General features: G+C 55.4%; 29 protein-coding genes. 11 read left to right on the top strand and 18 right to left on the bottom strand.

What is annotated here, in order from left to right; all coding sequences use genetic code 11:
• Positions 1–3 precede the first annotated feature (3 nt).
• Positions 4–552 carry a ferritin-like domain-containing protein gene (locus tag EDC26_RS03010; RefSeq protein WP_132580087.1) on the top strand — a complete coding sequence of 183 codons (549 nt, stop codon included), beginning with the start codon at positions 4–6 and terminating at the stop codon, positions 550–552.
• A 60-nt stretch (positions 553–612) separates the two neighbouring features.
• Here the strand turns inward: EDC26_RS03010 and EDC26_RS03005 are convergent, their stop codons facing one another.
• From EDC26_RS03005 to EDC26_RS02995, 4 genes are all read right to left on the bottom strand, one after another.
• Complete coding sequence (locus EDC26_RS03005; protein ID WP_132579783.1) at positions 613–1,182, bottom strand: hypothetical protein; 570 nt, start codon at positions 1,180–1,182, stop codon at positions 613–615.
• Positions 1,183–1,241: 59 nt separating this feature from the next.
• A complete protein-coding gene (locus EDC26_RS03000) occupies positions 1,242–1,478 on the bottom strand; it encodes a gluconate 2-dehydrogenase subunit 3 family protein (RefSeq protein ID WP_132579782.1) in 237 nt (78 codons plus the stop codon).
• 5 nt (positions 1,479–1,483) lie between these two features.
• On the bottom strand, positions 1,484–1,627 hold the full coding sequence (locus EDC26_RS20055) for a hypothetical protein (protein ID WP_165930888.1): 144 nt from the start codon (positions 1,625–1,627) through the stop codon (positions 1,484–1,486).
• Positions 1,628–1,721: 94 nt separating this feature from the next.
• Entirely contained in the window at positions 1,722–1,997 is a 276-nt protein-coding gene (locus EDC26_RS02995; RefSeq protein ID WP_132579781.1) for a hypothetical protein, read from the bottom strand.
• Positions 1,998–2,129: 132 nt separating this feature from the next.
• Here EDC26_RS02995 and EDC26_RS02990 point away from each other — a divergent pair, with 132 nt between their 5' ends.
• Both EDC26_RS02990 and EDC26_RS02985 read left to right on the top strand, forming a co-directional pair.
• Positions 2,130–2,522, top strand: a complete 393-nt coding sequence (locus EDC26_RS02990; RefSeq protein WP_132579780.1) for a hypothetical protein — start codon at positions 2,130–2,132, stop codon at positions 2,520–2,522.
• 31 nt (positions 2,523–2,553) lie between these two features.
• Complete coding sequence (locus EDC26_RS02985) at positions 2,554–3,039, top strand: carboxypeptidase-like regulatory domain-containing protein (protein ID WP_243700761.1); 486 nt, start codon at positions 2,554–2,556, stop codon at positions 3,037–3,039.
• A 28-nt stretch (positions 3,040–3,067) separates the two neighbouring features.
• Here the strand turns inward: EDC26_RS02985 and EDC26_RS02980 are convergent, their stop codons facing one another.
• The 8 genes from EDC26_RS02980 to EDC26_RS02950 all read right to left on the bottom strand — a co-directional run bounded on the left by EDC26_RS02980 (position 3,068) and on the right by EDC26_RS02950 (position 11,201).
• On the bottom strand, positions 3,068–3,775 hold the full coding sequence (locus tag EDC26_RS02980) for a Crp/Fnr family transcriptional regulator (protein ID WP_132579779.1): 708 nt from the start codon (positions 3,773–3,775) through the stop codon (positions 3,068–3,070).
• A 159-nt stretch (positions 3,776–3,934) separates the two neighbouring features.
• Positions 3,935–4,090, bottom strand: coding sequence for a hypothetical protein (locus tag EDC26_RS20050; protein WP_165930887.1), 156 nt, complete (start codon positions 4,088–4,090; stop codon positions 3,935–3,937).
• A 78-nt stretch (positions 4,091–4,168) separates the two neighbouring features.
• Positions 4,169–4,324, bottom strand: coding sequence for a DUF3309 domain-containing protein (locus EDC26_RS02975; protein WP_132579778.1), 156 nt, complete (start codon positions 4,322–4,324; stop codon positions 4,169–4,171).
• 464 nt (positions 4,325–4,788) lie between these two features.
• Positions 4,789–5,439 (bottom strand): hypothetical protein, encoded by a 651-nt coding sequence (locus EDC26_RS02970; protein WP_243700760.1) that lies wholly within the window; start codon positions 5,437–5,439, stop codon positions 4,789–4,791.
• Positions 5,436–7,754, bottom strand: a complete 2,319-nt coding sequence (locus EDC26_RS02965) for a two-partner secretion domain-containing protein (protein WP_132579777.1) — start codon at positions 7,752–7,754, stop codon at positions 5,436–5,438. Before EDC26_RS02965 ends, EDC26_RS02970 begins: the two co-directional genes overlap by 4 nt.
• A 62-nt stretch (positions 7,755–7,816) precedes the next feature.
• The gene (locus EDC26_RS02960; protein ID WP_132579776.1) at positions 7,817–9,499 is read right to left on the bottom strand and encodes a ShlB/FhaC/HecB family hemolysin secretion/activation protein; all 1,683 of its coding nucleotides are present in this window, start codon (positions 9,497–9,499) and stop codon (positions 7,817–7,819) included.
• Positions 9,500–9,833: 334 nt separating this feature from the next.
• Complete coding sequence (locus EDC26_RS02955; protein WP_132579775.1) at positions 9,834–10,172, bottom strand: ElaB/YgaM/YqjD family protein; 339 nt, start codon at positions 10,170–10,172, stop codon at positions 9,834–9,836.
• A 129-nt stretch (positions 10,173–10,301) separates the two neighbouring features.
• Positions 10,302–11,201 carry a glycosyltransferase family 2 protein gene (locus tag EDC26_RS02950; protein WP_243700759.1) on the bottom strand — a complete coding sequence of 300 codons (900 nt, stop codon included), beginning with the start codon at positions 11,199–11,201 and terminating at the stop codon, positions 10,302–10,304.
• Positions 11,202–11,526: 325 nt separating this feature from the next.
• On the opposite strand from EDC26_RS02950, the gene rpoN reads away from it, so the two are divergent.
• Both rpoN and EDC26_RS02940 read left to right on the top strand, forming a co-directional pair.
• Positions 11,527–13,026, top strand: coding sequence for an RNA polymerase factor sigma-54 (rpoN, locus tag EDC26_RS02945; RefSeq protein WP_132579774.1), 1,500 nt, complete (start codon positions 11,527–11,529; stop codon positions 13,024–13,026).
• A gap of 55 nt (positions 13,027–13,081) precedes the next feature.
• On the top strand, positions 13,082–14,167 hold the full coding sequence (locus EDC26_RS02940; RefSeq protein ID WP_132579773.1) for a calcium:cation antiporter: 1,086 nt from the start codon (positions 13,082–13,084) through the stop codon (positions 14,165–14,167).
• Positions 14,168–14,282: 115 nt separating this feature from the next.
• Here EDC26_RS02940 and EDC26_RS02935 read toward each other — a convergent pair whose 3' ends face one another.
• Together EDC26_RS02935 and EDC26_RS02930 are read right to left on the bottom strand one after the other, a co-directional pair.
• A complete protein-coding gene (locus EDC26_RS02935) occupies positions 14,283–14,429 on the bottom strand; it encodes a lmo0937 family membrane protein (protein WP_132579772.1) in 147 nt (48 codons plus the stop codon).
• Between the two features lie 35 nt (positions 14,430–14,464).
• Complete coding sequence (locus EDC26_RS02930; RefSeq protein ID WP_132579771.1) at positions 14,465–14,683, bottom strand: glycine zipper 2TM domain-containing protein; 219 nt, start codon at positions 14,681–14,683, stop codon at positions 14,465–14,467.
• 148 nt (positions 14,684–14,831) lie between these two features.
• Here EDC26_RS02930 and EDC26_RS02925 point away from each other — a divergent pair, with 148 nt between their 5' ends.
• Positions 14,832–15,296, top strand: coding sequence for a PRC-barrel domain-containing protein (locus EDC26_RS02925; protein ID WP_165930886.1), 465 nt, complete (start codon positions 14,832–14,834; stop codon positions 15,294–15,296).
• An 84-nt stretch (positions 15,297–15,380) separates the two neighbouring features.
• Positions 15,381–15,791 (top strand): BON domain-containing protein, encoded by a 411-nt coding sequence (locus tag EDC26_RS02920; protein ID WP_132579769.1) that lies wholly within the window; start codon positions 15,381–15,383, stop codon positions 15,789–15,791.
• Positions 15,792–15,798: 7 nt separating this feature from the next.
• Here EDC26_RS02920 and EDC26_RS02915 read toward each other — a convergent pair whose 3' ends face one another.
• The gene (locus EDC26_RS02915; RefSeq protein WP_425012214.1) at positions 15,799–16,131 is read right to left on the bottom strand and encodes an acylphosphatase; all 333 of its coding nucleotides are present in this window, start codon (positions 16,129–16,131) and stop codon (positions 15,799–15,801) included.
• 220 nt (positions 16,132–16,351) lie between these two features.
• Between EDC26_RS02915 and EDC26_RS02910 the strand changes: the two genes are divergently transcribed.
• The 4 genes from EDC26_RS02910 to EDC26_RS02895 all read left to right on the top strand — a co-directional run bounded on the left by EDC26_RS02910 (position 16,352) and on the right by EDC26_RS02895 (position 20,140).
• Positions 16,352–17,299, top strand: a complete 948-nt coding sequence (locus tag EDC26_RS02910) for a DnaJ C-terminal domain-containing protein (protein ID WP_132579768.1) — start codon at positions 16,352–16,354, stop codon at positions 17,297–17,299.
• Positions 17,296–17,631 (top strand): chaperone modulator CbpM, encoded by a 336-nt coding sequence (locus EDC26_RS02905; RefSeq protein WP_132579767.1) that lies wholly within the window; start codon positions 17,296–17,298, stop codon positions 17,629–17,631. The genes EDC26_RS02910 and EDC26_RS02905 overlap by 4 nt, the downstream gene beginning before the upstream one ends.
• A 396-nt stretch (positions 17,632–18,027) precedes the next feature.
• Positions 18,028–18,747, top strand: a complete 720-nt coding sequence (locus EDC26_RS02900; RefSeq protein ID WP_132579766.1) for a Crp/Fnr family transcriptional regulator — start codon at positions 18,028–18,030, stop codon at positions 18,745–18,747.
• A 106-nt stretch (positions 18,748–18,853) separates the two neighbouring features.
• On the top strand, positions 18,854–20,140 hold the full coding sequence (locus tag EDC26_RS02895; protein ID WP_132579765.1) for an NRAMP family divalent metal transporter: 1,287 nt from the start codon (positions 18,854–18,856) through the stop codon (positions 20,138–20,140).
• Between the two features lie 26 nt (positions 20,141–20,166).
• On the opposite strand, the gene EDC26_RS02890 is transcribed toward EDC26_RS02895, so the two are convergent.
• The 3 genes from EDC26_RS02890 to EDC26_RS02880 form a co-directional block, all read right to left on the bottom strand.
• Positions 20,167–21,057: a response regulator gene (locus tag EDC26_RS02890; RefSeq protein ID WP_132579764.1), complete on the bottom strand. Its 891-nt coding sequence runs from the start codon at positions 21,055–21,057 to the stop codon at positions 20,167–20,169.
• Complete coding sequence (locus EDC26_RS02885; RefSeq protein ID WP_165930885.1) at positions 21,054–22,247, bottom strand: PAS domain-containing sensor histidine kinase; 1,194 nt, start codon at positions 22,245–22,247, stop codon at positions 21,054–21,056. The genes EDC26_RS02890 and EDC26_RS02885 overlap by 4 nt, the downstream gene beginning before the upstream one ends.
• Before the next feature lie 130 nt (positions 22,248–22,377).
• Positions 22,378–25,491, bottom strand: coding sequence for a chemotaxis protein CheB (locus tag EDC26_RS02880; RefSeq protein WP_132579762.1), 3,114 nt, complete (start codon positions 25,489–25,491; stop codon positions 22,378–22,380).
• Positions 25,492–25,550: the final 59 nt, after the last annotated feature.

The raw sequence follows: 25,550 nt of genomic DNA, 5'->3' as shown, positions 1-25,550 counted from the left end.
ACCATGAACTCAAATCAATCCAAACCAGCGGCGGCCTATCGATCACCGCTGGACATCTCCGCGATTCGAGAAGCGGCGAAAAATATGGATGATGGCGCTGTCACCGCGGGCTATCAGGGCAATCGTGACGAAATCCTGGCTCTCCTTAATAGCGCGTTGGCCACGGAACTTGTCTGTGTACTGCGATATAAGCGGCATTACTACACCGCCACAGGGCTGGTGAACACGCCCATCAAGGACGAGTTCCTTGAACACGCTCAAGACGAGCAAGGCCATGCCGATCAAATTGCCGAACGCATCGTTCAATTAAACGGCCAGCCGGATTTCAATCCGGCTACGTTAACCCAACGCAGTCATGCCGAATATGACAGTTCCAGCGATATTAAAGCCATGATCCGGGCCAATCTCATTGCTGAACGCGTCGCCGTTGAATCATATCGTCAGATGATTGAAAAAATAGGCGATACCGATCCTACGACCAAACTTATGTTGATGGAAATCCTGACCAAAGAAGAGGAACACGCCGGCGAAATGCGTGATCTTCTTGACTAGGGGCAGATTTTAAAGCAACGCCCTTTTCAGATTCGGCGATGATTAATTCGACACTCTCACCTACGGCGTCAGCGCGGGTTCGGGCTTTAGTTCTGGTGGCTTCAAAGAATCGAAGTCCTCCCACTCTCCGTGATGCCACCGCCCTTGCGCGCGCTCCACGTTGTGGCCCCCTGCCCCACGAAGCAGTTCACACGCGTGTTCTTCCTGCTCCGGGGCAACGTGCAACGCCAGCAACACTCCGGGCTCACGCACCTTGGGTGGCGTTTGCACCGACGGCGCGACGGCGCGTCTACGCGCGCGCCGCCCCATTACCCACAACGCGCCCCAAAGCGAACCCAGATACGCGCCCAGCCCGGCTCCGATCAACATTGCCGTGGTGGTGTCTCTGATGCGCCAGGCAGTGACGGCCCCCAAAATGGCGAGGAGCAGCCCGATGCACGCCGCTCCCACAATGGCGCCCCATTCCCCCCCTTGGGAATCCGGGTCTGGTGGGCTGGTGTCGCCATGGGTCGGCATGCCGACGTAGAAGGTGCTGATGTCTCGGTCCAAAAAGCCATGCCTATATAGACTTTCGGCCGCGTCTTCAGCAGCGGGAAAGGTATCGAATCTTGCGGCTACGATCAAAGACATGTCCATCTCCCAAAATGGTGCAAACTAGTCACACCTACATGTGCACGTCCTAGCAAGATTCATGCCGGTTCGTCAAGTTTAAGTTGGATCCCTAAATGGTCAGCCTGCCCATATGGACCGGCCAATTGACGATCGATAAAAAAGGCCACGGCCGCAGTGGGGGCTCCGGTACCGCTCTCTTCGTCCGGGATCAACCTGGCAGTCGCCGCGTCGACAAACCGGCGCTCATTATCATTGAAGTAACTTCGGTAATAAGGTTGACCAGGCGTTTTACTGTCGGCACAGCCAAAGAGCACGCCGCCTAAGGCAGGAACAAAGCGCCCGCGAGCAAGCGCCGCCGAAGCGCCGAAACAATGTGGTCAATTTCGGCGTGAGGCGCCTCGGTCGAATAACTGTTGTTGCCGACATTGGGCAACATTTTCCCGAACCGTAACGGAGAGCTCACGTATCCACCTCCTTAATGAGCGGCAGGAAACCAGGCCGCCGTAATGTGCTGCCGACCTATAGCAAATTCCGTGCCTATCCCCAGTCAGGACGCGCTATAGGATTTGCCGTGGATTATTTACAAACAACCGTATTTTTTTTACAAAGCGTCTTTCTCGCGGCCCGGATGCGACGGTGCTGAGGGAGGTAATAGAGACCGGATCACTGGCGGGAAAGGTTTCTTCCAAGCCTTCATCCAGAGAATCCTCCTTCTTTTGGGACGGTGTCTTTTTATTTTGATGATGGCTCACGGCCGAATCGGATTCGGATTCGGCCGTTGTATGGTCATCCGGGTAGGGTTTTTTGTCAGACGATGGGCTGGTTTTTTTCATGAAAAAGCTCCTTGCTAAAGCAGATGGGAAAACAACGGGCTCATTTGGGCCGAAGGAGCCCGTTGCCGCAGAGCGTCTGCGCTCAGGCTCCCCAGCAAGTCACGCACCTACACCCTCCCGCTTGCGCACGGCATGGCAGTTGCTGCGGCATTGAACCGAGCCATTTCCATGCTTCGTAGCGGTGCCCGGGCCATATCCTATTTTATTTTGGAAATTTATATGAAAACCGTCAAACCCTTTTTAAGCACACTCATACTGGGTCTATGTGCGATTGCCTTTTCTGCACAAAGCCAGACATCGATGCCCACAGCCCCAAGCAGCTCTAATATGAAGTCGAGTATATCAACGACGCCTGGCGCCATGGGCACGATGTCCAAGGAACAGATCAAAGCGAAATATCTCATGGATAAAGAAGAATGCATGAGCATGAATGGCAATGCCAAAGACATGTGCATGAAGAAAGCCAAGAATGACAGTGACCAGGCATGGGAAAGAGTCGATCCCAAACATAAAGCGGTCCATTAGAACGAGATCAAACACTAATCTGGAGAAAAAAATGATTAAGCACACATCGCATCGACCCGCAGCAAATACCGTTTTTCCGTCCGCGTCCAAACCTGCATCACAAACTACCGCACGATTCATGCTTGCCGCCATCCTGCTTATCGGAGCGCTGGCCTATACCCAGGCTCATGCAGAGCTGCCTCCTTTGCACCATCAAGGCTCTACCGACTATGTCAGTGGCGGCATAGGAATTGATGAATCGACAGCCTTCAAGGCAGCCATGTCGCAATTTCCGTTGGCGCTAACCTTTGCCAGCAACCGCGAGGGGAACGCCGAATATGTGTCCGATGTACAGGTGGTCGTACGCGACAGCCAAAGCAAGCAAGTGCTGAATGTGGTCTCTGAAGGACCTTATTTCCTGGCCCGCCTGCCAGCCGGCAAGTATGAGGTTTTGGCTACCTATCAGGGTAAGACGCAGTCACGCAAGGCAGATATTGGCGGCACAGGCACCGCAAGACTGATGTTTGAATGGAAGTAGGCTCAACGGGGTCGTGAAGGCCAACTGGCTAGCCCATTAGCCGCGCGTAGCTGACCTTGTCTGCTTCATAACAACCACAAGATGCTGCTTCAAGGCCATGGCGGTTCAGGATGGTGATATTCCCGCGGCTGTAGCGGATCAGTTTGCGATTTTGCAGCGTCATGGCCGCAGTCGTAACACCGACGCGGCGCACGCCCAGCATATAAGCCAAAAACTCATGCGTGACATAAAATTCGTCCGAGTGCGCCCGATCCTGTGTCATCAAAAGCCAACGGGCAAGACGCTCCTCTACCACATGGAAACGAGTGCATCCGGCAGTTTGAATAAGCTGACTCATTGTCACGTAGAGGTAGCGCTTCAACCGTTGTTGCAGCGCAAGGCTCAGGCCGAACTCGCAGCGAAAGGCTGCCGCCGTCATACGCAGTGCCGTCCCGCAGCCCTGTACCAGAGCCTGTAGCGGCGCCCTATCCACCCCGAGCACGAGCGAAGCGCCGAACATCCCCTCGTCGCCCACTAGCCCAACCTCCAGCCAAGGGCTGCCCTCGATCGGCGTCAAAAGCGAAATAAAACTATTCGTAGGGAAGTAAACGTAGCGAATGCGATCACCCGGTTCGGCCAGGATCTGGGCAAATATTAACTCGACCGGTTTACAAGCGATCAGGAGGCGCTGCCGGTCCTTGTGCGGTAAGGCCGCAATAAGGCGATTAGCAGTATATACAGGCTGGGGAAATGGCAATGTAGTTTCTCAAATCGTTGCACTCGTCACCCTTCGCAAGAGGGACGATGCTCTGGCCTATCGCCTGCGGTAAGTGTGGAGCGTGAGGCGCATGGCCGGCCGGCAATGTAACCGGCGGCGATATCATTGGAACGGACGAGAGCTTTGGGGAAGAAGCCGTCATGCCAGATCGATTTCCGGATTGGCCGGAGCTTGCTCCGAGAGCGAAGAATAGTCAGCACCTTCAATTTTGCAGTGCGGTTCCATATTAGCCAAAACCTGCAACACGCCCAGACGCAGCAAGGCGTGCGGCTCAATTACTATAATTTCGATCATTATTATTGTTCCTCAACTTTGAGTTTTATTCTATACTTCACCTTCTAAAAGAATCTGAATAAAGGGCACCGAAACACGCTATATCACGCCCGTCAGCCACAAAATAATGACAATCACCAGCACCAGGCCTACACCGCCGCTAGGGGCGTAACCCCAGCCATGGCTATGGGGCCAACTTGGGATTGCACCGATCAGCAGCAAAACCAAAATAACTAATAAAATTGTTCCTAACATGTCATATCCCTCAGTGGGTTGTCATCGCGCCACCCACTAGCAGCACTTTGCTTCGTAAAGTAGAAATCATGAAAACTAACTCAAGAAAATGTGTGCGCCGGATGTCCGCAACCGGATATTGAGGGCTCAGAAATTTTAGGTGGCTGCCGCTGCGACCACTCAGCAATAGGGACATTGCTACCAGCCCTTTGCAAATAAACTTCATAAGACTTAGAGGCATCGCGTTACCTCAAGCGTGAGTCTAGTTTGGGGCCTGATAATTATCTGTACGCTAGCACACATAAAAATTATGTCACAAGCAAAAACGAGCCAGCCATAACTTTTGTGTATGAGTCATAGTATGTAGTTGAGGAGCCTGTTAGGGTGGCGCTGCCGCGAGCGCTAATCGTGGCATCGCGTATCAGCGACTCGGTAACGCCCATCAGCCGGCCGATAGTGGTGCCACATTGCGCCAGCGTTCTAAGCTAATGACCGTATTGCGCAAAAAAAGCGATCGCGCCGGACCGAGTTTCCGGCAGTACATAGACAACGCCGTTGGTTTTGCGAAACGCGGGGCTTACTACGTTTTCATAGAACTTGGCGGGAACGTTTATACAGCCATAGGAAATACGATGATCCAGCTCCGTCGGACTTGCCAGGCGTTGTGCGCGGTGTTCCTTGGCATTGCTTGTAACCACACGATGTATGGCGATTCCGGCATCGTAATCGACCCAAAGAACTTCCTGTCCACTAAGAATGTGTCCTAGCCCCGCGACAAAGCGGCCTGACGGCGTAATGCGCTCATCTGGGCGAATGGTCGACAACTTTTGCTTGCCAATGCCGGGGACGATGTTGTCGCCGCGCGTCAGTCCGAGCAGCGCAGGCGCCGAGCCGCGCAGTCGGCCACGCACGTCAAATACCAGTACTCTGGCGTTTTTTTTGTCGACAATCACAAACGGCATTTTGCCGTTGTCACCCGAGTCGATGACCCAGTTTGCCAGATGTTGGGCCTCGGGGGACTCGCTCTCAGTCTGGTTCTGAACGCCCGCCGCGAATGCCTGCGGCAAGCTCAAGCACATGGCTAGAAATCCAAAGCAAACCCCGTTGGTCACCGTTGCCGCCATTGTGCGTCTCAATTTAGGTACCGCCTGCGTTTAGGGTAGAGAGGCACATAGACGCTTGGATGCTCTGGAGTCCGCACCAGAGTGAGTAGCTCGGGAGGCGTTTCGGCCAGCGTGACAGTGGGCAACACCGATAGCGCGAACGGCAGCGTCGAAAGCGGCGCAATGATCGGGATCACACCCAGCATCTCGCCAGGCGAGACGGGTTGACCGCCGGGTAGAACAGCGCTACCGGGTGGAACAGTGCTACCGGACGGAACAGTGCTACCAGATGGAACAGTGCTACCGGACGGAACAGTGCTACCAGATGGAACAGTGCTACCGGACGGAACAGTGCTACCAGATGGAACAGTGCTGGCAGTGATACTAGCGGTTGTTCTCCCAGACACGGGTGCGCAACAAGAAGTCGCCAAAGCGAAATTGCCTGCATTCACACCGCCAAGGCTATAGCCGTTAAACGTGATTGTCTTACCCGTTCCTACGAGCGCGGTATCGAACGTGGCCGTGCTGCCTGAGCCCGAAATCAGTGTCACGCCGGCGGGATTCCCCTTCAATGATGAAAAGGTCGCTGCAGTCGTTCCGTCGTAGGCCCGATCGGCGCCACCTGGGAAAACCAACATTTTTTGAGTCAATGTGGCGCCGTTGGTTAACGTGAAGTGGGTGGAATAATCCGTCGGCGATGTGTATGAAACCGGATTGTAATAGATAGTGACCGGTGCGTTCGGTCCTGTCACTGCGGCGGGGGGAGTGCCGGATGCGAAGGTGACTGTGCCGCCCGCCGATCCCGGTCCTGTGCCGCCGTAACCGCTGTTTAGCACCAGACCAAGAGGCAGTCCCAGACTTTGACTGGGGATGCTGCTGCCTCTGGTCAAAGTGATGGCCCCGCTTACGTTCACGTCCTGCGCCGCGCAAATCATGATGTTGCCATCGGTCGTTGTCATGGCCGCGTCGATGTTTGCATTGCGCCCAGCGCTTAATAGGACGCTTCCATTGGTCGTCGTAATGGCTGCTTTCACATTGACATCGCGTCCACAGCAGACCACGAAATTGCCGTTGACGGCAGTGATCGCGCGGTTCACGTTCACATCCCGAGCGGCATTCAATGTCAAGGTCGTTGGGCTGGAGGATGCGGTCCAGCTGACAGCGTCATTTACGTTGATATCTCCATTGCCGGACGTTGCCGCATACAGACTAGTCACCGGCGGGGTTCCGGCTACCGCAGCAGTGGATCCAGTGTTCGTACTGATGACAACGCTGTTAGTGACCAGCAGGTTGGAAAGCGTCGCGCCCGAAATATCGCCGCCCGTCGCAGCAATGTTGAAGTCCTGCGGGTCGATCAGCCAGGTGCCTGTCAGTCCGGTGGGTGCGGCAGTAGTGATATTCGCGTTGCTCGCAATCTTTACGTGAGCTGCGGATGTTTCAATAAAACCGCCATTGCCACCATTGGGCGCACTGGCATCCAGTGTGCCGCCCACGTTCGTGACGCCGTTTTGCATATCCCCCAGCAGCTTGATCGTGCCATTGCGATTCTGGATAGTCTGCGCCTCGATCACACCGGTGTTGCTGACCGCCGCTGTGAGCAAGCCACCGGCTGACTGGGCAGTCATGAGCACCACCCCGCCGTCGGCCTTGATGAGGCCGCCGTTTTGAACCAGCGCATTGACAGCGCCCTGATTCACTGTGACATTGAGCAGTCCGTCGCCGGCCACGTCAAGGGTCGTCGCATTGCCCGCTGCGAGCGCCACCGTGCCGAGCCTAGCCAAGATCACGCCTTCGTTGCTGACGTTCGCGCCGAGCAGCGCCACATAGCCGCCGTCGGCGTTGATCGATCCCTGATTGAGTACTGTGGCGTTGCTCCCGCCGGAAAAATTGTATCTCCCTGCCATGAAGTCGCTATCGGAGATGTTCAGAGTGGAAGCGACCAGTCCGCCCACGTTCACCTGTGCCCCCGGGCCAAACAGAATGCCGTTGGGATTGACCAGAAATACTTTGCCGTTGGCGGTGATGCTCCCAAGAATACTGGAAGGGTCGGGGCCCACTACGCGGTTAAGCGTCACCGAGCCGCTGCCAGGCTGTACAAACCGCACGGCCTCAGCTGGCGCAACATTAAAGCCTTGCCAGTTGATCGCCGCATTCGGTGTCGATTGCGTGATGGTTGTGCTGCCGGGGCCGCTGCTGATGCTGGCGCTGCCTGCCGTTACGACGCCCCCGATCGGGGATGCGTGGGCAGTGACTCCGAATAACATCATCAATGAAATAGTCAGCGCTTTTAGCGTAGTTGCGCGATACCAGGTTCTCTGGTTCGCTGTCGGTCTATGAATACAGTTCATTTTGCTACTCTCTATTATTCTCAAAGACTCGTGAAGTGGATGGTCGTTTCCGTTCACCATTCTCAGAAATATTTCACCATCTGTATCCAGAATAGGCCCGATTTGTTTGGCCCCGATTGCGCCTGCGCGTTGCCCAGCTTATGAGCGTAATAGGCAGTCACTGAAAAGTTATTGGCTTCCGCCCAATTGATTCCTACGCCCGCAGCGCTTAACGTTCGGCGATTTGGGCCACTCGTCCAGTTACTCTTGTTAGTTATCACCGTACCGGTGTCAACGAAGCCTATCAACTGGACCTGTCCGGGCATCCGTGGCGCGAATTTCGGCAGTTGCCATCTAGCTTCCAGATTCAATATATAGCCCTGATCTCCAAAGGCTTCACCTTCCGGATAGGCCCGCACGCCGTACATGCCGCCCAGCTCCATCTTCTCTGATATGTCCAGATTCTTCGAGGCCCATTGCCCTCTGATTCCCGCGTAAAACGAGACCGAATCGGTTATATGCTGCAGCCGCGAGGCGCTAAACCCAATTTTGTTGTAGGCGCCGTTGCTGTGTGCATATTGGTTATCGTAAGCCCGGGCTTCGGGAGTCTGTATGTTCAGATTGCCGAAGGACCAGGTAAGCGAATAACGATTCAACCCGCCGCCACCGAGATTGTCGCGGCGATCGCCGTACAAGCTGGCCATCAGCACGTGCGCCTTCTTGTCGGTGGCGAATCCGGTCGCGTCTTGCCTGTCTTTAAAGGTTCTGTCCTCATAAGCAAGTTGGGCATACAGATTGTTGTTGCGTGATCGGATCAGGGGATAACTGCCATATACGCTCGCGACCTCCGCAGTGCCGTTGGCGTCAAGATCTTCAAATTCTTTACCCAGCCTGTAACCCAGGCGACTGTAGGCGACCCCGACGGTCGCCTTTCCAAATTGCATTTGGTAAGAGGCTCGGCCATAGTTCATGCCACGGCCCGAAGTCATTGCGCGCACGCTGGCGACGTCGCCGCGGCCTAACAGATCATTAAAGTTGACGGTCGCGCCAAGACGATACTCACCCGTATAGCGGTTGCCCGCATTGTCCGCATCAATACTTCCCGTAATGCGTCGACCTGGAGCGACGTCAACGATAAGGTCGGAGGCTCCAGGCGAGGCGCTGGGCGTCAGGGTGGAAGTGGTAATCACGCCGGGTATATCGGAGAGCAGCAAAAGGCGGCTATCGAGCGGGTCAATCGCGATCGTGTCTCCGGTGTTGATGCCGCTTAGTTGGCTAAGGGCGAGACTATCCGAGAGGTTGGTATGATTACGCAATATGACCTTTCCGTACCGGCCTTCCGCTATAGCGATTGTCACCACCCCGCCCTTGATATCCTGTGCGGGCAAGTAGGCCCGGGCAACGAAGTAACCATTTTTGTGATACCAATCCGTGATCTTGGCCGCCATCGCGCGCAACTCGGTGAGTGTCAACTGGCTTGCCGGCTTGAAACCCGTCAGCGCCACCAGGTTCGCCTCGGTATAGACAATGGCGCCCGTGACGCGCAAACGGTTGACGAGAATTTTCACGGTGTCGGGCATGACAACGGTCGGGGCGCTTTTTTGCTTTACTTGAACCTCGGGCGCCGCTTTTTCCGGAGTAGGAGGCGGAGGAATTTGCTGGATTTGGCTTCCCGCGGTGGGCAGGTCTACGGCAAAAGCGCTTTGACCCGAGACCAGGATCGCCAAGCCCAGGATCGCGAGCGGCAGTAGTTTATTACGCAACATGGTATTCACTTTTTATAAGTCGTTGGTACATGAAAATGTTCGTTACGTATTTATTAAGCGTAAACAAATTTTCGATATTTATTGACACATCGAACGCTCGTGTGAAACCTATGCTAGCCAAAGTAACTAGGGCTGTCTGTGCGGTAACATACATTAAATTGGTCTGGACTAACCATGATCTGCCTTGGCGAAGTGACCAAACCGGCGGTGGAAGGCTACCAATAGCGTGCACTCTCAGCCACAGTGAAAATCCGGAAGTAGCACCGGACACCGCCGCGGGCGCGCCGGGATATCACAGCAGAAACGCTTGCACACCTGGCAATTCCCAGCACAATTACCGTCGGCACTTCTCACTACCCAGGCACAGGCCCGCCGCTACCCCTAGCGCTGCGACGATTCCCAATAAACCCCAGGGATGATCGTGCACATACTCATCCGCAATATCCGAGGCTTCACGATATCGGTCTTTCGCCAACTGGTTCCATTGCCCCGCCTGCTCCTGCGCGGATTGGAGTTGCGATTGCAATTTGACGCGTGCGTCTTCGATTTCCTCACCGGTGTAAGCCGCTGTGGAGCGCAATAGGGCTTCGGCTCCGGCCATCAAATCTTTTACGTCGAAGGCGACGCGCTCTTTTTGGCGGCTCATGTTGGCGCGATGGTTTTTCACACTCATAGGTGCTCCTTGTTAAAGCCCGGATATAGCGCAACCTCATGACAAGGATGCCTCTCGGGATTATTTCAGGCTAGCAATAAGCATGCCCGAATAGCGTGCTCACGAACAGCGCCCTGCTGCGACTTGGGATCAGTATCCCGGGCTAATGAGCGGGGGCACGGCTGCGTGATCGGACTGCACCCTCATGGCTTCTATCGCAGGTGAAATGACCTTGCGCCGGCGCAATGCCCGGGGCAGACCCAACAGCACCTGCAGCAACACACGTCCGAATATGCGGCATCGATGAGCCTGTGTAAACTGAATATGGGTTTCGCGCCACGCCGCGCGCAAAGGCCATCTCATCCATGCAAGCCAGATCGCGTTGCGTATTAGCAGATATTGTCTTTGCCGCGTATCGAGCTCCGAGGCTGGAAAATGTCGAGCGACGACATCGTCTGCGTAGATAATGCGCCAGCCGCGCGCAGCCAGATCCAAGGCCATCAATGCCTCTTCCCCCCCAAGGAAAAATGGTGGCCAATAGCCACCTACGTCATAAAAAGCACGCGTACGCATAACGCAGGCCCCCGCCATAAAACCCAGCAATTGCGGGCCCGGCAGATGCTCCCTGGCTAAAGGGCTGTGCATCATGGACGAGCAAAGAGGATTAGGCTCACGCGTGGCGCCCATCTGTACACAAGCGCTCAGCACCGCCACATCGGGGGCGGCATCAAGCAGATCCGCCGCGCGATCCAGGGCGCCTGGCTCCCATTGCGTGTCGTCATCGCAAAAAGCGACATAAGGGGTATGCACATAGGCCACACCGATGTTGCGCGCCGCCGCACCCAAATCGCGTGTAGCCCTGATCAGCATGGCCTTGGGGAAGCGCGAGGCCACGGCAGCTGCTGTGCCGTCGCTTGAGCCATTGTCAACCACAATGATCGGCCACCTTCCAGGCATTTGACGAAGCGATTCAAGCGTGTTTAACAACTGAGCACGATGGTTGCGCGTCAGCACGAGAATCATCGCACGCTCTTTGGCAAAATTTTCCATTGTCTATTCCTGCATAAAGCCATTTTGAGTTAAACAGCATGGAACGTGCCCGCCGAACGACCCTCTTGCCGTCGCTCATAGATCGGTACTTTTTACACAAGCCGGTAATTTATAGAATGCAGCCCTGCGTTTGGCCGGTTCCTGGTGCGAGGTAAGGCGGTAGAGACAATTTGTCACGCAAAAATTCGGCCAATTCGACTGACGCTTACGTACATTTTCTCTGATTAAATTACACAATCTGCTCTCGTTTCAATACTTGGCATGGTTATTGCTTTAGTCGTTTATATAGAGCCCAAAAACCCAAGTTTCTAAAACGAGGTGCAAAGTGGTACAGCTCACTTATCAGATACAGGCGCGACAACAAACCAGCCTCACGCCACGCCTCCAGCAATCGGTCAAGCTGCTGCAAATGTCTACACTGGACTTTAATCATGAAGTTGCTCAGGCTATTGCAAGCAACCCTTTCCTGGAAGATCCTGCCGATAACTCGACTACATCCGACACGCCATGGGCGGACCCAGCGGCCGATCCGCCCCCCGAAACAAACCTGCCAGGCCAGCGCCACCAGGAAAACGGCGAGACAGACCGGCCTGAAAATCAAAAGCCGGATAATGGTAGCGCTACTGTCGAGCGCGTCGAAGACACTCTGTCCGATGCTCCTGCGACCTACTCAGGTGACTATCCGCGCGCGTATAACCATGACCGCACAGACAACGATGTGGGGTTGTGGGCCCAGAGTCAAATCAACCTGCAGGACATCTTGCGCGCCAGTCTGTGCGGTTATAAGCTCAATGCACGAGAGCGGTGCCTGACCGAATTCATTATTGAAGCACTGGATCCGGATGGCTATCTGCGAACGGCTTTTTCCGACCTGGCCGACGCCAAACAATTTCGTCCTGCGGTCAGCGCCAGCGAATGGATCACCGCCTTGAAGCTGGTTCAGCAACTAGGCGCGCCAGGCCTTGGGGCGCGCGACCTGTCTGAATGCCTGGCCTTACAGTTAAGCGCCCTGCCCGATGGTACAGCGGGTCTCGAACTCGCTCGACGCATTGTTGCTCGCGCGCTGGATCAACTAGGGCGCTGCGATTACAGCGGGCTGACCAGGCTTATGGCCTGCACAGAACAGCAGACCAAGCAAGCCTGTGCGCTGATACGCCGCCTTAACCCTCGCCCCGCCGCCTGTTTTACACCGATCGATCCCTCATGCTATGTCGTTGCAGACGCTGTCGTGCGCCGGGTCGGAAAATTATGGGTGACCATGGCAAACCAGGATACGGCGCCGCAAGTGCGCCTGAACAACACCTATGCCAAATTATTTCGTGAATCCCGCGGCGGCGATCGTTCTCCGATGACCCACGCCTTGCAGGAGGCACGCTGGCTAGTGCGCAGCCTGGAGCAACGCAATACCACCATACAGCGTGTGGCGCAGGCCATCGTAGCCAGGCAGCAGACATTCTTCGACTATGGCGCAGTCGCGCTGCGCCCGATGATGCTAAGCGAAATCGCTGACGAGCTCGGCCTGCACGAATCCACCATATCGCGCGCAACCAGCCATAAGTACCTGGCGTCTCCGGGCGGGATCTTCGAATTCAAGTATTTTTTCTCGCGCGAACTGGCGACTCGATCGGGAGGAACCTGCTCGGCCATGGCCGTGCGCGCGCTGATTCGGGAAATGATTGAAGAAGAAAATCCCGAAGAGCCGCTGTCTGACGTGGCGCTGGCCGGCAAATTGGCTCACGATGGAATCGTCGTCGCACGCCGAACGGTGTCGAAGTATCGTGCCCAGATCAAGTGTCCGGCGGCAGAGTTGCGAAGAGCTATGTAATCTTTCCCGCGGTGCATGAGCTATCTGAGACATGCCATGAAAGGGCTGAACGCCTATGCAAGATTTGCTCAAGCAAGAAAAATTCTTGCTTATTGCGATCCTGACGGCCATCGTCGGATACGCCTCAAAAATCTACTTTCCTTACGAAGGGCGCGCTCTTGCGCTGGGCGTACTGATCATTCTGATTGCCGCCATTCTGTGCGCGTCCCTGAGTATCGCTTCCCATGCGGAACTGATGGCGCAAAAGGTCGGCGACCCTTACGGCACCATGATCCTGACACTCTCGGCCGTACTGGTTGAAGTGGTCGTACTGGGCGTCATGACCATCGGTATCGAATCCAAAACATTGGTGCGCGACAGCATTTATTCCGCTGTTATGCTTGATATCAATGGCATATTGGGGATGGCCGCCTTGATCGGCGGAATTAAACACGGCGAGCAATCCTATAACGACGACTCAGCGCGCACATACAGCGTGATGATTCTGACTGCCATGGGAATTTCGATGATTGTTCCCGAGTTCATCGCAGCCGAAAACTGGCAGGTTTATTCAGTGTTTACGATTGTCGCCATGATATTGCTGTATGGTGTGTTTCTGCGCATGCAAACAGGCCCGCACAGCTATTTCTTTAGCTACAGCTATCCCAATAAGAAGCGCAGACGCCTGCCGGTCTTGTCGCAAGGCCTGAGCCGCACGCATTCAATTGCCGTGATCGTAGGAGGAATAATCGTGGTGGGCGCGCTGGCCGAATTAATGCCTCCCGCACTGGGCCAGGGTCTACGAGGCATACCAACGCCACCCGGTTCGATTGCATTGATTGTCGCTTTTATCTCGGCCACTCCAGAGATGCTCACGGCGTTGCGGGCGGCGCTGGCCGATCGCATGCAATCGGTGGTGAACATTGCCATGGGCGCATCGCTATCGACCGTCATCCTCACCGTTCCGGCCATGGAAGCCTTGGCGCTATACAGCGGTCAACCTTTCCAGATGGCCATGACCCCTGTCCAGACGGTCATGATGCTGATTACATTGATTGTCGTGGCCATCAATCTAAACGACGGCCAAACCAATGCCATAGAAGGGATGACCCATTTTGTACTGTTCGCAACCTTCCTGATGCTGTTGGTTTTGGGCGTGTAGGCGCATGCGGGCAGTCTATAGACGCACATGCAATCAGAAACATTAAGGCATGCGCCCTAGCCTCGCGGCAGGATGCATGCCTTTTTGACTCACAAGAGTCCGGTCGCGGGTTGAGCTACGGAGTGCGGCCGGTAACCAGGCGAACCAGAACCATAATGATCGCGACGACAATCAGGATGTGAATGAAGCCCCCCATGGTATACGACGTAACCAGCCCAAGCAGCCACAAAACAATAAGAATCATTGCAATGGTGTAGAGCATGTCAGCCTCCTTATTGTCAAGGTTTCAAATCGGCATTACCTCTTGGACGCTTCGTGACCGACCACACCACCTATCGCCGCGCCGCCCAGAGTCCCAAGCGTACTGCCGCCTGTCAGGACGGCGCCGCCGACAGCACCGACACCTGCGCCTATCGCCGTGTTCTGGCCCTGCCTGGACATGCCGCTGCACGCACCCAAGCTCAGCAAAGCTGCCGCAGTTAATGCATAAGCCGCCATACGTTTAGTCGTTTTCATAAAAACACCTCTTTGTTTGAATCTGTTCCGCAAGAATTGCGTACAAATAGCTTACAGCAACCAGCGTGCCCGGGCCAACCAATCGGACCGCGGCATGGCGCTTGCTTGCACTGGATCGACCCGATTTGGTCACTCTCAGGAATCACTTATGAAGAAATTTCTAGCTGTTGCCCTATATGCATTACCTTTTGCAATGACGCCCACCGTATTTGCGCAGACCGCCGCTACGGCGCCGCCGGCTGCCAACCACAGCCCAACTGCTCCATATTCCGCCAATCCCGCAGCTCCGAGTACTCCCGGCGCAGGTATGGCCATCCCTGCCAACTCGGCGTCCACCGAAACAATTTCAGGATGGAGCGTGAAAGACAAAATAATGAGCAAGACTGTCTACAACGAGAAGAACGAAAAAATCGGCGCTATCGAAGACGTCGTCCTTACCCCTGACGGCAAGGCTTCGGCCTTCGTCGTGGGCGCCGGTGGGTTCCTCGGAATGGGCGAGCACAATGTGGCTGTCCCGTTTGACAAAATCACAAAGACCAATGACCACTTAGTCCTTGAGGGTTATACCAAGGACCAGTTAAAAGCACTGCCAGAGGTCAAAGTTTCAAAGTAAGCCTTTCGGATTGGGCGGCGCATAGGCAAGACTTTGTTCGCAGCCGCCCGGTCTTTTTCTTCTCTGTGTACACAAGGAGTCGCCATGACCACATCCAGAAAATACACACATATTTTGATTACGATAGCCGCCGCGTTCGCGCTCTCAGCCTGTGTAGTTCGCCCCAATCAGTCAGGCACGAACGAATACAGCAACACAATGCCCGAAAACGGGCAAACCGGCCGCGTCGCGTCGGGCCCATTTTATTACCGTGGCACTGAAAGCAGCATGGCCCCGATCAACAACGATGCGTCGATTAACGCCAATGTAGTCCAGGCGATAAGCAGGGTTTCAGGCTCTGGTGCTACAAACCTTCAAGTGGCGACCTACAACGGTGTCGTCACATTGCGCGGGTCTGCAGATAACCAGTTAATTGCCCAAAACGACGTGCAGGCTGCACGTCAAGTCCCGGGCGTGCAGCGAGTGGATTATGACATTCAGGTGCTTGGGCGATAAGAATCGCCTACCATTGTTCGAACCGGTCAAAAAGACGATCGGTGACCAACGCCTCGCTACTTACCTCATCGACCCGCGCGCCGGGCGGTCCGGTCAGTAGCCAGGATAGCATTCGATCGACCTGATCGTGGGGTCCTTGAAGCATGGCCTCGACTGACTGGTCGGCCGCATTGCGGACCCACCCGGTAACACCCATCTTATGTGCCTGACGTATGCAGGCTGCCCGAAAGCCGATCCCCTGCACGCGCCCTGTGATACGCACGCTAACGGTTTCGACCGAGTTATCTGGAGGAAGATGTTTCATGATTCGAAGTATACCGATATTGAATGACTCGCTCATTGTTGATACCGTCTTGATTGCGCCGATGGCAGCCACAAGGGCTGCCGCTACATGCGACGGATGCGTTGTTGTAGCGGCAGCCCTTGTGGCTGCCATCGCCCAATCCTCTCTGCGCCCATTCGACCACCGACTGTGCTTGCGCAGAATAGGCATCATTGAGATACTTGCATGTAATGGGTGCCTTGTCGCGCGATAATGGTCTCGTTTTTCGGGAGGTTCAATGAAATTTGTTGATTATTATCAGGTGATGGGGGTTGAGCGCAACGCTACGCTTGCCGATATCAAAAAGGCCTATCGAAAACTGGCCCACAAATATCATCCCGATATATCCAAAAGCGCCGATGCTGAAAACAAATTTAAAGAGCTTGCCGAGGCGTATTCCACCCTGAAAGACCCTGAAAAGCGAGCCGCCTACGATACCCTAGGGCGCCATCCCCAGGGAGAAGACTTTGTACCGCCACAGCAATGGCAAGAACAATTTCACGAAACTGCCGCCGATTTTTCCGATGTCGACCTGGCCGATTTGCTGTCGGCATTTGCGGCGGCGCAGCGCGGCAATGGCGCCGAGCGCTCGACACGCCCCTTGCAGGGCCAGGACTTTGAGTTTTCCGTACCTGTTACGCTGGAACAAGTCTATAGCGGCGCCGAAACAGAAGTCACCATCGTCTTGCCCGAGTATGACGATCACGGATTGCTGCACCGCAACCCTAAAACATTCCGGATCCGCATACCCAAAGGCGCAGCCGACGGCCAGCGTCTGCGCCTTCCGGAAAAAGGCGGCCCGGGCCGGCATGGCGGTAAATCGGGCGACCTGTATATCGTCATAAAAATTCAACCCCACCCAATGTATACGGTGAGCGGCCATGACTTATATAGCGAGCTGCCGTTGTCTCCCTGGGAAGCCGCGTTGGGAGCCAGCATTCAGATCCCTACACTGGGTGGCGCCGTAGAAATGACGATTCCGGCGGGATCGGTGGCTGGCCGTAAACTGCGTCTTGGCAAACGCGGGCTGCCAGCCGCCAACGGTGAACAAGGCGATCTATACACGGTCGTACGGATCGATGTACCCAAGGCCCTGACGGCGCGCGAACGCGAACTATTCACTCAATTGGCCGCAGAATCGATCTTCAACCCGCGTGTGCACCTCCAGGCAGGAGCAAAATCATGACCACTCATATCGCGGAAGGCGTGTGGCTCAACACTAGCGACATCTGCTCGTTCGACCATCTGATCGAGGTATCTGGTCTTGATCGAGGCGACCTGTCAAGCTTGATTGAAGCCGGCATTATCGAACCCTCCAATCAGGATCCAGGCAATTATTTTTTTTATACCCACTGTATCGTTATTGCTCGCACGGCGCGCCGGCTACGCGACGATTTCGAGCTGGATTCGCACGGCCTGGCGTTAGCGCTCAAACTGCTGGATCGTATCGACCAGCTCGAAACCAAGTTGGCCGACGCACAGGCGAGGCTCGGAACGGGTACGCATGCCAAGATATAAAGGAGTTTCCATGCGGAAAATCAAGATGTTCAGCTTAAATGGCACCCACCAGCGCCCGGACGGACAGGCTCCGCTTTATTTTTGCCACTACCTTGTCTTGTATTGAGTTTTCTTCTATAAAACTCTTCTGCACGGCAGGCCGCTCGAGAAGCAATTGACGCGACTCCCAAGCGAGCATTTTCTGTTGTAACTGGCGTCTTATCATAAACGGCCTTGCATAGTGATTGATGGTCGAACACCTAAGGCCTGCGCAATGCAGAATCGTCGTATGCAATGTGAAATCCGAGGAACAAGTTCAGCATAATCCAGACGCCGGATTCAGTCTGTGCGCTATCATACATAGACGTATTGGATACGGCTGTAAAATGCACTGGTTTTTGTCATAGGAAAAGAATCATGCCCGCCGCTGTTGCGCCAGCACACAATCAACTGCTCGCTGCTCTGCCAGCAGACGAATATGCGCGCCTCATGCCGAATCTGGAACTCGTCGAGATGCCGTTGGGCAGCGTGCTTTACGAATCGGGCGTGGAAATGCGCTGGGTCTATTTTCCTACTACCGCTATCGTGTCGCTGCTTTACGTCCTGGAAGATGGAGAATCGGCTGAAATCGCCGTGGTCGGTAAAGAAGGCATCGTGGGCGTGTCGCTTTTCATGGGCGGCGAATCCACCTCCAGCCGAGCGGTTGTCCAAAGTGCGGGGCACGCGTACAAGCTAAAAGGGCCACTGCTTAAAGACGAGTTTTATCGTGCGGGACCGATGCAACGCCTGTTGCTACGTTATACGCAGTCGCTGCTGACCCAAATGGCGCAAACGGCGGTGTGCAACCGCCATCACACCGTGGATCAACAACTGTGCCGCTGGCTACTGCTCAGCCTGGATCGCCTGCCCTCCAATGAACTGGTCATGACGCAAGAGCTCATCGCCAATATGCTTGGCGTGCGTCGGGAAGGGGTCACAGAAGCCGCTGGAAACTTGCAAAAAGCGGGGCTCATCGAGTATCGCCGCGGTCGCATCACGGTGCTTGACCGACCAGGGCTCGAGGCGCGGTCCTGCGAGTGTTATGCCGTTGTCAAGACCGAGTGCGATCGCCTGCTTCCGAACACCATCGCACGCTAAGTTGCCCGGCCCCTGCTTCGAGGCGCTCATCTTACCCGGGAACAGAACTTGCAGGCAGCCGTCTATGCGCGGCTAATGAGCTAGCGATATAAAAAGCCAGAGCTCCATGAAAAAAATAATTCGCCGCGAATTTTCAAACCCGGTTGCAGACGACTCCCTGGTGAGCAAGCTCGGCCCAGGCCTGATCACGGGCGCGGCTGACGACGATCCTAGCGGCATTGCGACGTATTCGCAGGCAGGTGCACAGTTCGGTTTCAATTTGTTATGGACAATGGTGCTGACCTACCCACTGATGGTGGGTATACAAATGATCAGCGCCGCTATTGGCCGTGTCAGCGGCCACGGGCTGGCGACCAATATCCGCCTGCATTATCCGAAATGGCTGCTGTACAGCGCCGTGGGGCTTCTGCTTATCGCCAACACCATCAATATCGCCGCGGATGTCGCCGCCATGGGAGAAGCCCTGAAATTGATTGTCGGCGGCCCCAGGCAATTATATGTGGTGGGATTTGGCCTACTGTCATTGCTGCTGCAGGTTTTTGTGCCCTACCACCGTTACGTGCGCATACTAAAGTGGCTGACACTTGCCCTATTTGCCTACGTGGGAACCGCGCTTGTGGTGCATATTCCCTGGCCTGAAGTTGCGCGGCGGGTCGTGTGGCCGCATGTCTCCTGGACGCAAGCGTATTTCACCACTGTGGTCGCCGTATTCGGAACCACCATCAGTCCCTATCTGTTTTTCTGGCAGACCTCTCAGGAAGTGGAAGACATCCACGCAGACTCGCAGGCCCACGCGCTACGGGGAGCTCCTGGCGAAGCAGTGGCCAATCTAAGCCGGATCAAGCTCGACACCCTGATCGGGATGGGGTTTTCGAGCCTCGTGGGGTTTTTCATTATGTTAACGGCTGCCGTCACGCTCAATCTGCATGGCGTCACCAACATTGAATCGGCGTCGCAAGCCGCGTCGGCGCTGCGCCCGATTGCGGGAGAATTCGCCTTTGTCCTGTTCAGCGCCGGGATCATCGGCACCGGCTTGCTGGCGCTACCCGTACTGGCGGGTTCGGCCGCCTATGCGATGTCGGGCGCATTCAAATGGAAAAATAGCCTGGAACTCAAACCCTATCAAGCCAAACGATTTTACGCAATCATCGCAGTATCCATCGTGGTGGGCGTGGCAATGGGGTTCACACCCATAGATCCTATCAAAGCGCTATTTTGGAGCGCTGTCATCAACGGAGTGATTTCCGTACCGATCATGTTCATCATGATGCTGATGGCTGTGCGTTTGGACATTATGGGGCAGTTCAAAGTAAGCCACGGGCTTCAATGGCTAGGTTGGCTGGCTACGGGGACAATGGCATTGACAGTAGTAGCAATGCTGGCAACGTTGTAGTGCCAGGCAGATCGAGCACTTGCGTCCTATTTCTCCGCGATGATTTCCACGCCTATCCCGCGGTAGCCGATGAAGCGGCAGGATCGATTGAACATGGGTTCGCCGCTCACCCGAAATTGTCGCCGCGAGCCGTCTGCATTGACTTGGCTGAAGACGAAATCCAGAAACGGTTGCCGTGCTTCGATTTTTGCCTGCAATGCTTGTCGCTGTGCTTCATTCCAACTGGTGGGTGCATCACCCGCCGGCGCGCCCTCCAGGGTAGATGCAGCGTCTGCTGTTTCCGCGGTCACGGTAAGTGCGACACTTTTAAGGTCTTCGGCCGCGGGCCGTGCATCCATTCCAAGTATCTCCAGGACTGGTCCTGAAACTTTGGTGAAAGAACCGTTTTCATCTTGTTCCCAATACCAGTCGGAGGCCAGTTCCACCAAACTGCGATAGCGGGCTTCGCTCTCGGTCAGCTGGGCCGTGCGCTCATAGACGGCTTGTTCCAGCATCTTGTTGTAGCTGTCAAGCTTCTTGTATAGCAGCCGTACTTCCAGAATGTTGCGTACGCGTGTTCTGACCTCGACCAGACTAAATGGCTTGCTGATGAAATCCTTTGCGCCCGCTTGCAAGGCGCGCAATTTATCGTCAGATTGCCCCGTGACCACGATGACCGCCAGATAGTCTTCTGTATCGTTTTCCTTGAGCCCTTCCATGACTTCAAACCCATCCATGCCGGGCATCTTCAGGTCGAGCAGAATCAGGTCATAACAGTTTGCGCGGTGCAGCGCACAGACTTCCTTAGGGTTCATCGTCGAGGCAATGCAGGTATATCCGCCCTGCCGCATCATCTGCTCGAAAAGGGCCACATTCGCATCCTGATCGTCCACGATCAGGATGCTGGCGTTGAGAATTTCGGATTCGGTAACTTTCACAATGGGTCTCCTTCCCTGAGGTTCAATTCCACCCAGAACACACTGCCCTTGCCCGGCGTGCTTTGCACGCCGATCCTGCCTCCCATCATTTCAATCAGGCGCTTGGTCATCACCAGGCCCAGGCCCGTGCCTTGTGTAGCGCTCGCCCCTTGGCCCAAGCGATTGAACGGCTGAAACAGTTTTGCCACTTGTTCTGAAGACAAGCCATCGCCAGTATCCTCGATACAGACGCGAATGCGCCTATGCGCGGTGACGGCAAAGCTCACGACAAGCGTTCCCGCAACCTTGTTGTACTTGATCGCGTTAGAAAGAATATTGATGAAGACCTGTTTCATCCTTGTCCGATCGGCTATGACAACATACGCCGTGTCAGCCTGAGGAAAGAGCATGTGGATGCGGCGTTGTTGCGCCTGCGGTTCGATCATGGTCCTGCATTCGTCCATCGCCTCGGCCAGTGACACAGGCTCTAAAGAAAGCGACAACTTGCCGGCATCGATCTGGCCCAGATCGAGGATTTCTTCGATCAGCTTGAGCAAGTGCCATCCCGCTCGAAGAATCTGGTCGATATTGCGCTTCTCGGAAGACGTGGGCGGTGGGTCCGCGGATTCCATAAGCTGAGCAAACCCGAGAATTGCATTGAGCGGGGTACGCAACTCGTGGCTGATGCCTGAGAGAAAGCTGGATTTCGCGTGGTTGGCTTTTTCTCTCAAGGCGAGGGCGCTATTCAATTTCAACTCAAGCTCCTTGCGCGCGCCAATGTCAGTGAGCACCATACGCATGGTGGGCTCGCCGCCTACGCCCTGCGCTGCGCTAAGTGTTACTTGCAGCCAACAACGCGAGCCATCGCTCTTGGCCATACGCAACTCACACGTTTGCGCTTGGCCTGTCGCCAAAAGCTGTTTGCGGCACAGATAATAAGTGTCCTGGTCCGATTTGAAAATGTACTGGCTAATTGGTTGCTTAACTAGCACTTTGCGAGACACGCCTAGCAACGTGGCGGCATGGAGGTTGGCTTGCAGAATCAGGCCATGCTCGCTGACTATGCAATAGCCCACCGGCGCCAGGTCATAGAGATCGAAATAGCGCATTCGCGACGCTTCGAGCTCCACCTGCACGCGCTGCAGTTCTTCGTTCTGCATCTCCAGCTCGATCTGATGCACGCGTAGCTCGTGCAGCAGCCGCTGCGTCATTTCGGGCGACTCGTTTTCACTATTTTTCGGTGGCGGGTTTGGCCTATCACGTAGCCGCTCTTCAGCCCGCCGACGCAGCGCAACACCCAAATTTGCCGCGTCAACAGTGGGGTCAGATCGACGATCGATGCTATTCAATGTGAGCCTCATTTGTCCCATCTGCATTTGCATCTCTGGATCGTTCCGTGGTAGCAATGGCATACATGCATCCAGCCTCATCGACCAGCGACGTCGAGGTCAACCAAACCTCCACCTCGTTACCCGCTTTGGTAAGCCGATGAGTCAAACAGGGTTCCAGGGTTTGCGCGTGTCTAAGGGCATGATCCCTGGCGATTGATTTTTCGCGCAGCCACTCGGGCATTCGATCGCGCACATTCATCGTGAGCGCCTCCGCTTCGCTCCAGCCATACATTCTTACCGCGCCCGGGTTCCAGGCTAACGTGCACCCCGTCAGGTCTTGCACGGTAATAGCGTCATGCGCGTCGCGCACGACTACGGCCAGACGAAGCGACGCATTGGACTTGAGCAAGGCCTGTCGGGCACCCACAATTTCCGTGATATCGACAAAGGTGACAACTGCGCCTTCGATCACATTGTCAGCCGTTCGATAGGGCAATATCCTCATTGTGTACCAGACGCCTTGGGACGTCTGCACGTCCACCTCTTTGGGCATCAGCGTATCCAGTACGCCCTGCGCATCCGCCACGAGCTGGTCATAACCAATCAGATTGGACACGGTATGAGCCAACGGTCGGCCCACGTCGCTGGGAATCAGATTGATGATAGTGGTGGCGGCTGGGGTAAAGCGCAGGATGCGCAGTTGATGGTCCACGAATACGGTGCCGATACCGGTGCCGGCCAGAAGATTAGCCAAATCGTTGCTAGCGCGCGATAAATCCACCACCTTGACCTGCAATTCGGCGTTGACCGTGGTCAGCTCCTCGTTCATCGATTGCATTTCCTCTTTGGAGGTCTCCAGTTCTTCGTTGGTGGACTGCAATTCTTCGTTCACCGACTGCATTTCCTCATTTGACGATTTGAGCTCTTCGTTGGATGTTTCCAGCTCTTCGTTGGCCGCCTGAAGGTGTTCTCGGTGGCTTCGCAGTTCGTCATTAAGCGCGGCGATCTTCACGTTTGCCGCGTGTCGATCAAAGGTATCATCCGCCCGTTCCTGGACTGCCTCAGAGCCGACCGGCACTTGCGCCGCCGCAATGGCAAGCGGCGGCACCTGTTCATTGGGGGAATCCAACGTGGTCGCTTCCCGCAGGATGACCAGGTACAAGGCGTGCTCGGCGTGCGTGTGCTCCCCTCGAACGCCCGAGGCCACCGGGCAGACGAGCAGGTCGACTGCTGTGAAATGGCCATTGGTTTTGACACGCAAGTTCGAGCAACGAACCTGCACCTTTGTCACCGCAGCCTTATGCAAGGCCGCCGCCAAGTCGAATCTCAATCCCTGGCGTGCCATCTTCAGGACATTGTTGGTAGCGGTTTCGCCTGGCGCGGGCTCAAGATAGGCGCCGGCACGACCGTGGATATAGAGAATATCTCCCTGGCCGTTGACGAGTACTGCCGACAGGGCGAGCTCGTGCAAGAGCATCTGCTCGGTCAGCTCGCGCAGCGACTGTTTCACAGGACGCGAAAGAGTCTGTTCGGCTGGCGGCGGAAGCACTGCGTTCATGGCCGCCTGCGGTGAAGGAAGCCGGCCTATGCTGGCACGATGGATGCCCTCAAAATCGTCGTTGCGCCGGTACAGCTTCGAGGTGTGATCCAACGCAACAAACAAGTCGGCAAACTCCGCCACCGTCTCGGAAGTTCCCAGGAAAAGAATACCACCCGGGTTCAGTGTGTAATGGAAGACTGGGAATAGCTTCTTTTGCAGTTCTCCGCTCAGATAGATTAACAGGTTGCGGCAGCTGATCATGTCGAGCTTGGAGAAGGGTGGGTCTCTAATTACGTCCTGCTCGGAGAAGACGATCTTGTCTCGGATGCTCTTGTGTATGCGGTAAATGCGGGCGTCGTCCTCTGCTACAAAAAATCGCGCCAATCGCTGCGGGGACATATCAGCAATGCCACTGGCCGGATAGCATCCGGCTCGAGCTGTGGCAATGGCCCGACTATCAAGGTCGGTGGCGAATACCTGCACGTTGTAGCTTTCCTGGAGCTTGTCCATGTGCTCTTGCAAGAGAATAGCAATGGAATACGCCTCTTCGCCAGTAGAACACCCGACGCACCAGACGCGTACGGCCGCACCCGCGCTCTTGCCCTCGAACAACTTGGGAATGACCTGTTCCTCGAGCGTCTGAAAAGGCGCCGTATCGCGAAAAAAGCTGGTCACGCCGATCAGCAGATCGCGAAACAGCGCTTGTGCCTCGGCCGGCGTTTGTTGCAGATATCGGACGTACTCGTCCATCAAACCAATCTGCTGGACGGCCATGCGCCGCGCAATTCGACGATAGATAGTGCTGGGCTTGTATTGGGAAAAATCGTGGCCGGTCTGTGCACGGACGATGATGCAGATTTTCTTTAGCTCATTTTCTATCTTTGGCGTAGGGCTGGCAATGGGACGAGTGGCATAGTCATAGGCGCGCGCCGCATACGCAATGAGCTGGGCAGGCATTTCGGCTGGCGGCAACTGGTAATCGACCATGCCCGTGGCGATGGCGCTGCGCGGCATGCCGTCGAACTCGGTGGAATCGGGGCTCTGCACCATGACCATGCCGCCCTCATTCTTGACGGCTCGCACACCGAGCGCACCGTCACCGCCTGTGCCCGAGAGTACGATACAGATGGCGCGCTCGTGCTGGTCACGCGCCAAGGACTGAAAGAAAAAGTCAATCGGCAAACGATGGCCCCGCGGCGCCGAGGGCTCGAGCAGTTGCAGCGTTCCGTTCAGAAATGCCATGTCGCGGTTGGGTGGGATGATATAAACGCAGTTGGGCCTGACGACCACTCCGTCTTCGACCTCGAAAACTTGCATGCGTGTTCGGCGCCGGATGAGTTCAGTAAGAATGCTTTTGTGGTCCGGCGCCAGATGTTGCACCACAACAAAGGCCATGCGGGGGTCGACGCCCTGAGGCATGCCAGAGAAGAAGGCTTCAAAGGCTGCCAAGCCCCCCGCCGATGCCCCGATGCCAACAACGGGAAAATCAGTAGCAACAAACCCGGTCTCTGCTCCCGCATCGGCCGTTTTTACATCACCAGACAATTGCGGCGCGGCGCCATTTTTTCTTTTTTTTGCTGTCATGCGGGATTCCATAATTATGTCATGTACAGTATGCTTGGAACGGCATGCCGGGATATTGC

Origin of the sequence: Paralcaligenes ureilyticus, assembly GCF_004346225.1 — a bacterium.
Lineage (GTDB): Bacteria > Pseudomonadota > Gammaproteobacteria > Burkholderiales > Burkholderiaceae_B > Paralcaligenes > Paralcaligenes ureilyticus.
The sequence above is the reverse complement of the archived record's forward strand: the minus strand, read 5'-3'. Positions and strand labels throughout refer to the sequence as shown.

Bases quoted from the DNA above. Each gene is read 5' to 3' on its own strand.
- EDC26_RS03010 (WP_132580087.1), top strand. From the start codon at position 4: ATGAACTCAAATCAATCCAAACCAGCGGCGGCCTATCGATCACCGCTG.
- EDC26_RS03005 (WP_132579783.1), bottom strand. From the start codon at position 1,182: ATGTCTTTGATCGTAGCCGCAAGATTCGATACCTTTCCCGCTGCTGAA.
- EDC26_RS02995 (WP_132579781.1), bottom strand. From the start codon at position 1,997: ATGAAAAAAACCAGCCCATCGTCTGACAAAAAACCCTACCCGGATGAC.
- EDC26_RS02990 (WP_132579780.1), top strand. From the start codon at position 2,130: ATGGCAGTTGCTGCGGCATTGAACCGAGCCATTTCCATGCTTCGTAGC.
- EDC26_RS02985 (WP_243700761.1), top strand. From the start codon at position 2,554: ATGATTAAGCACACATCGCATCGACCCGCAGCAAATACCGTTTTTCCG.
- EDC26_RS20050 (WP_165930887.1), bottom strand. From the start codon at position 4,090: ATGATCGAAATTATAGTAATTGAGCCGCACGCCTTGCTGCGTCTGGGC.
- EDC26_RS02975 (WP_132579778.1), bottom strand. From the start codon at position 4,324: ATGTTAGGAACAATTTTATTAGTTATTTTGGTTTTGCTGCTGATCGGT.
- EDC26_RS02965 (WP_132579777.1), bottom strand. From the start codon at position 7,754: ATGAACTGTATTCATAGACCGACAGCGAACCAGAGAACCTGGTATCGC.
- EDC26_RS02960 (WP_132579776.1), bottom strand. From the start codon at position 9,499: ATGTTGCGTAATAAACTACTGCCGCTCGCGATCCTGGGCTTGGCGATC.
- EDC26_RS02955 (WP_132579775.1), bottom strand. From the start codon at position 10,172: ATGAGTGTGAAAAACCATCGCGCCAACATGAGCCGCCAAAAAGAGCGC.
- EDC26_RS02950 (WP_243700759.1), bottom strand. From the start codon at position 11,201: ATGGAAAATTTTGCCAAAGAGCGTGCGATGATTCTCGTGCTGACGCGC.
- EDC26_RS02940 (WP_132579773.1), top strand. From the start codon at position 13,082: ATGCAAGATTTGCTCAAGCAAGAAAAATTCTTGCTTATTGCGATCCTG.
- EDC26_RS02935 (WP_132579772.1), bottom strand. From the start codon at position 14,429: ATGCTCTACACCATTGCAATGATTCTTATTGTTTTGTGGCTGCTTGGG.
- EDC26_RS02930 (WP_132579771.1), bottom strand. From the start codon at position 14,683: ATGAAAACGACTAAACGTATGGCGGCTTATGCATTAACTGCGGCAGCT.
- EDC26_RS02925 (WP_165930886.1), top strand. From the start codon at position 14,832: ATGAAGAAATTTCTAGCTGTTGCCCTATATGCATTACCTTTTGCAATG.
- EDC26_RS02920 (WP_132579769.1), top strand. From the start codon at position 15,381: ATGACCACATCCAGAAAATACACACATATTTTGATTACGATAGCCGCC.
- EDC26_RS02915 (WP_425012214.1), bottom strand. From the start codon at position 16,131: ATGAGCGAGTCATTCAATATCGGTATACTTCGAATCATGAAACATCTT.
- EDC26_RS02910 (WP_132579768.1), top strand. From the start codon at position 16,352: ATGAAATTTGTTGATTATTATCAGGTGATGGGGGTTGAGCGCAACGCT.
- EDC26_RS02905 (WP_132579767.1), top strand. From the start codon at position 17,296: ATGACCACTCATATCGCGGAAGGCGTGTGGCTCAACACTAGCGACATC.
- EDC26_RS02900 (WP_132579766.1), top strand. From the start codon at position 18,028: ATGCCCGCCGCTGTTGCGCCAGCACACAATCAACTGCTCGCTGCTCTG.
- EDC26_RS02895 (WP_132579765.1), top strand. From the start codon at position 18,854: ATGAAAAAAATAATTCGCCGCGAATTTTCAAACCCGGTTGCAGACGAC.
- EDC26_RS02885 (WP_165930885.1), bottom strand. From the start codon at position 22,247: ATGACGCAGCGGCTGCTGCACGAGCTACGCGTGCATCAGATCGAGCTG.
- EDC26_RS02880 (WP_132579762.1), bottom strand. From the start codon at position 25,491: ATGACAGCAAAAAAAAGAAAAAATGGCGCCGCGCCGCAATTGTCTGGT.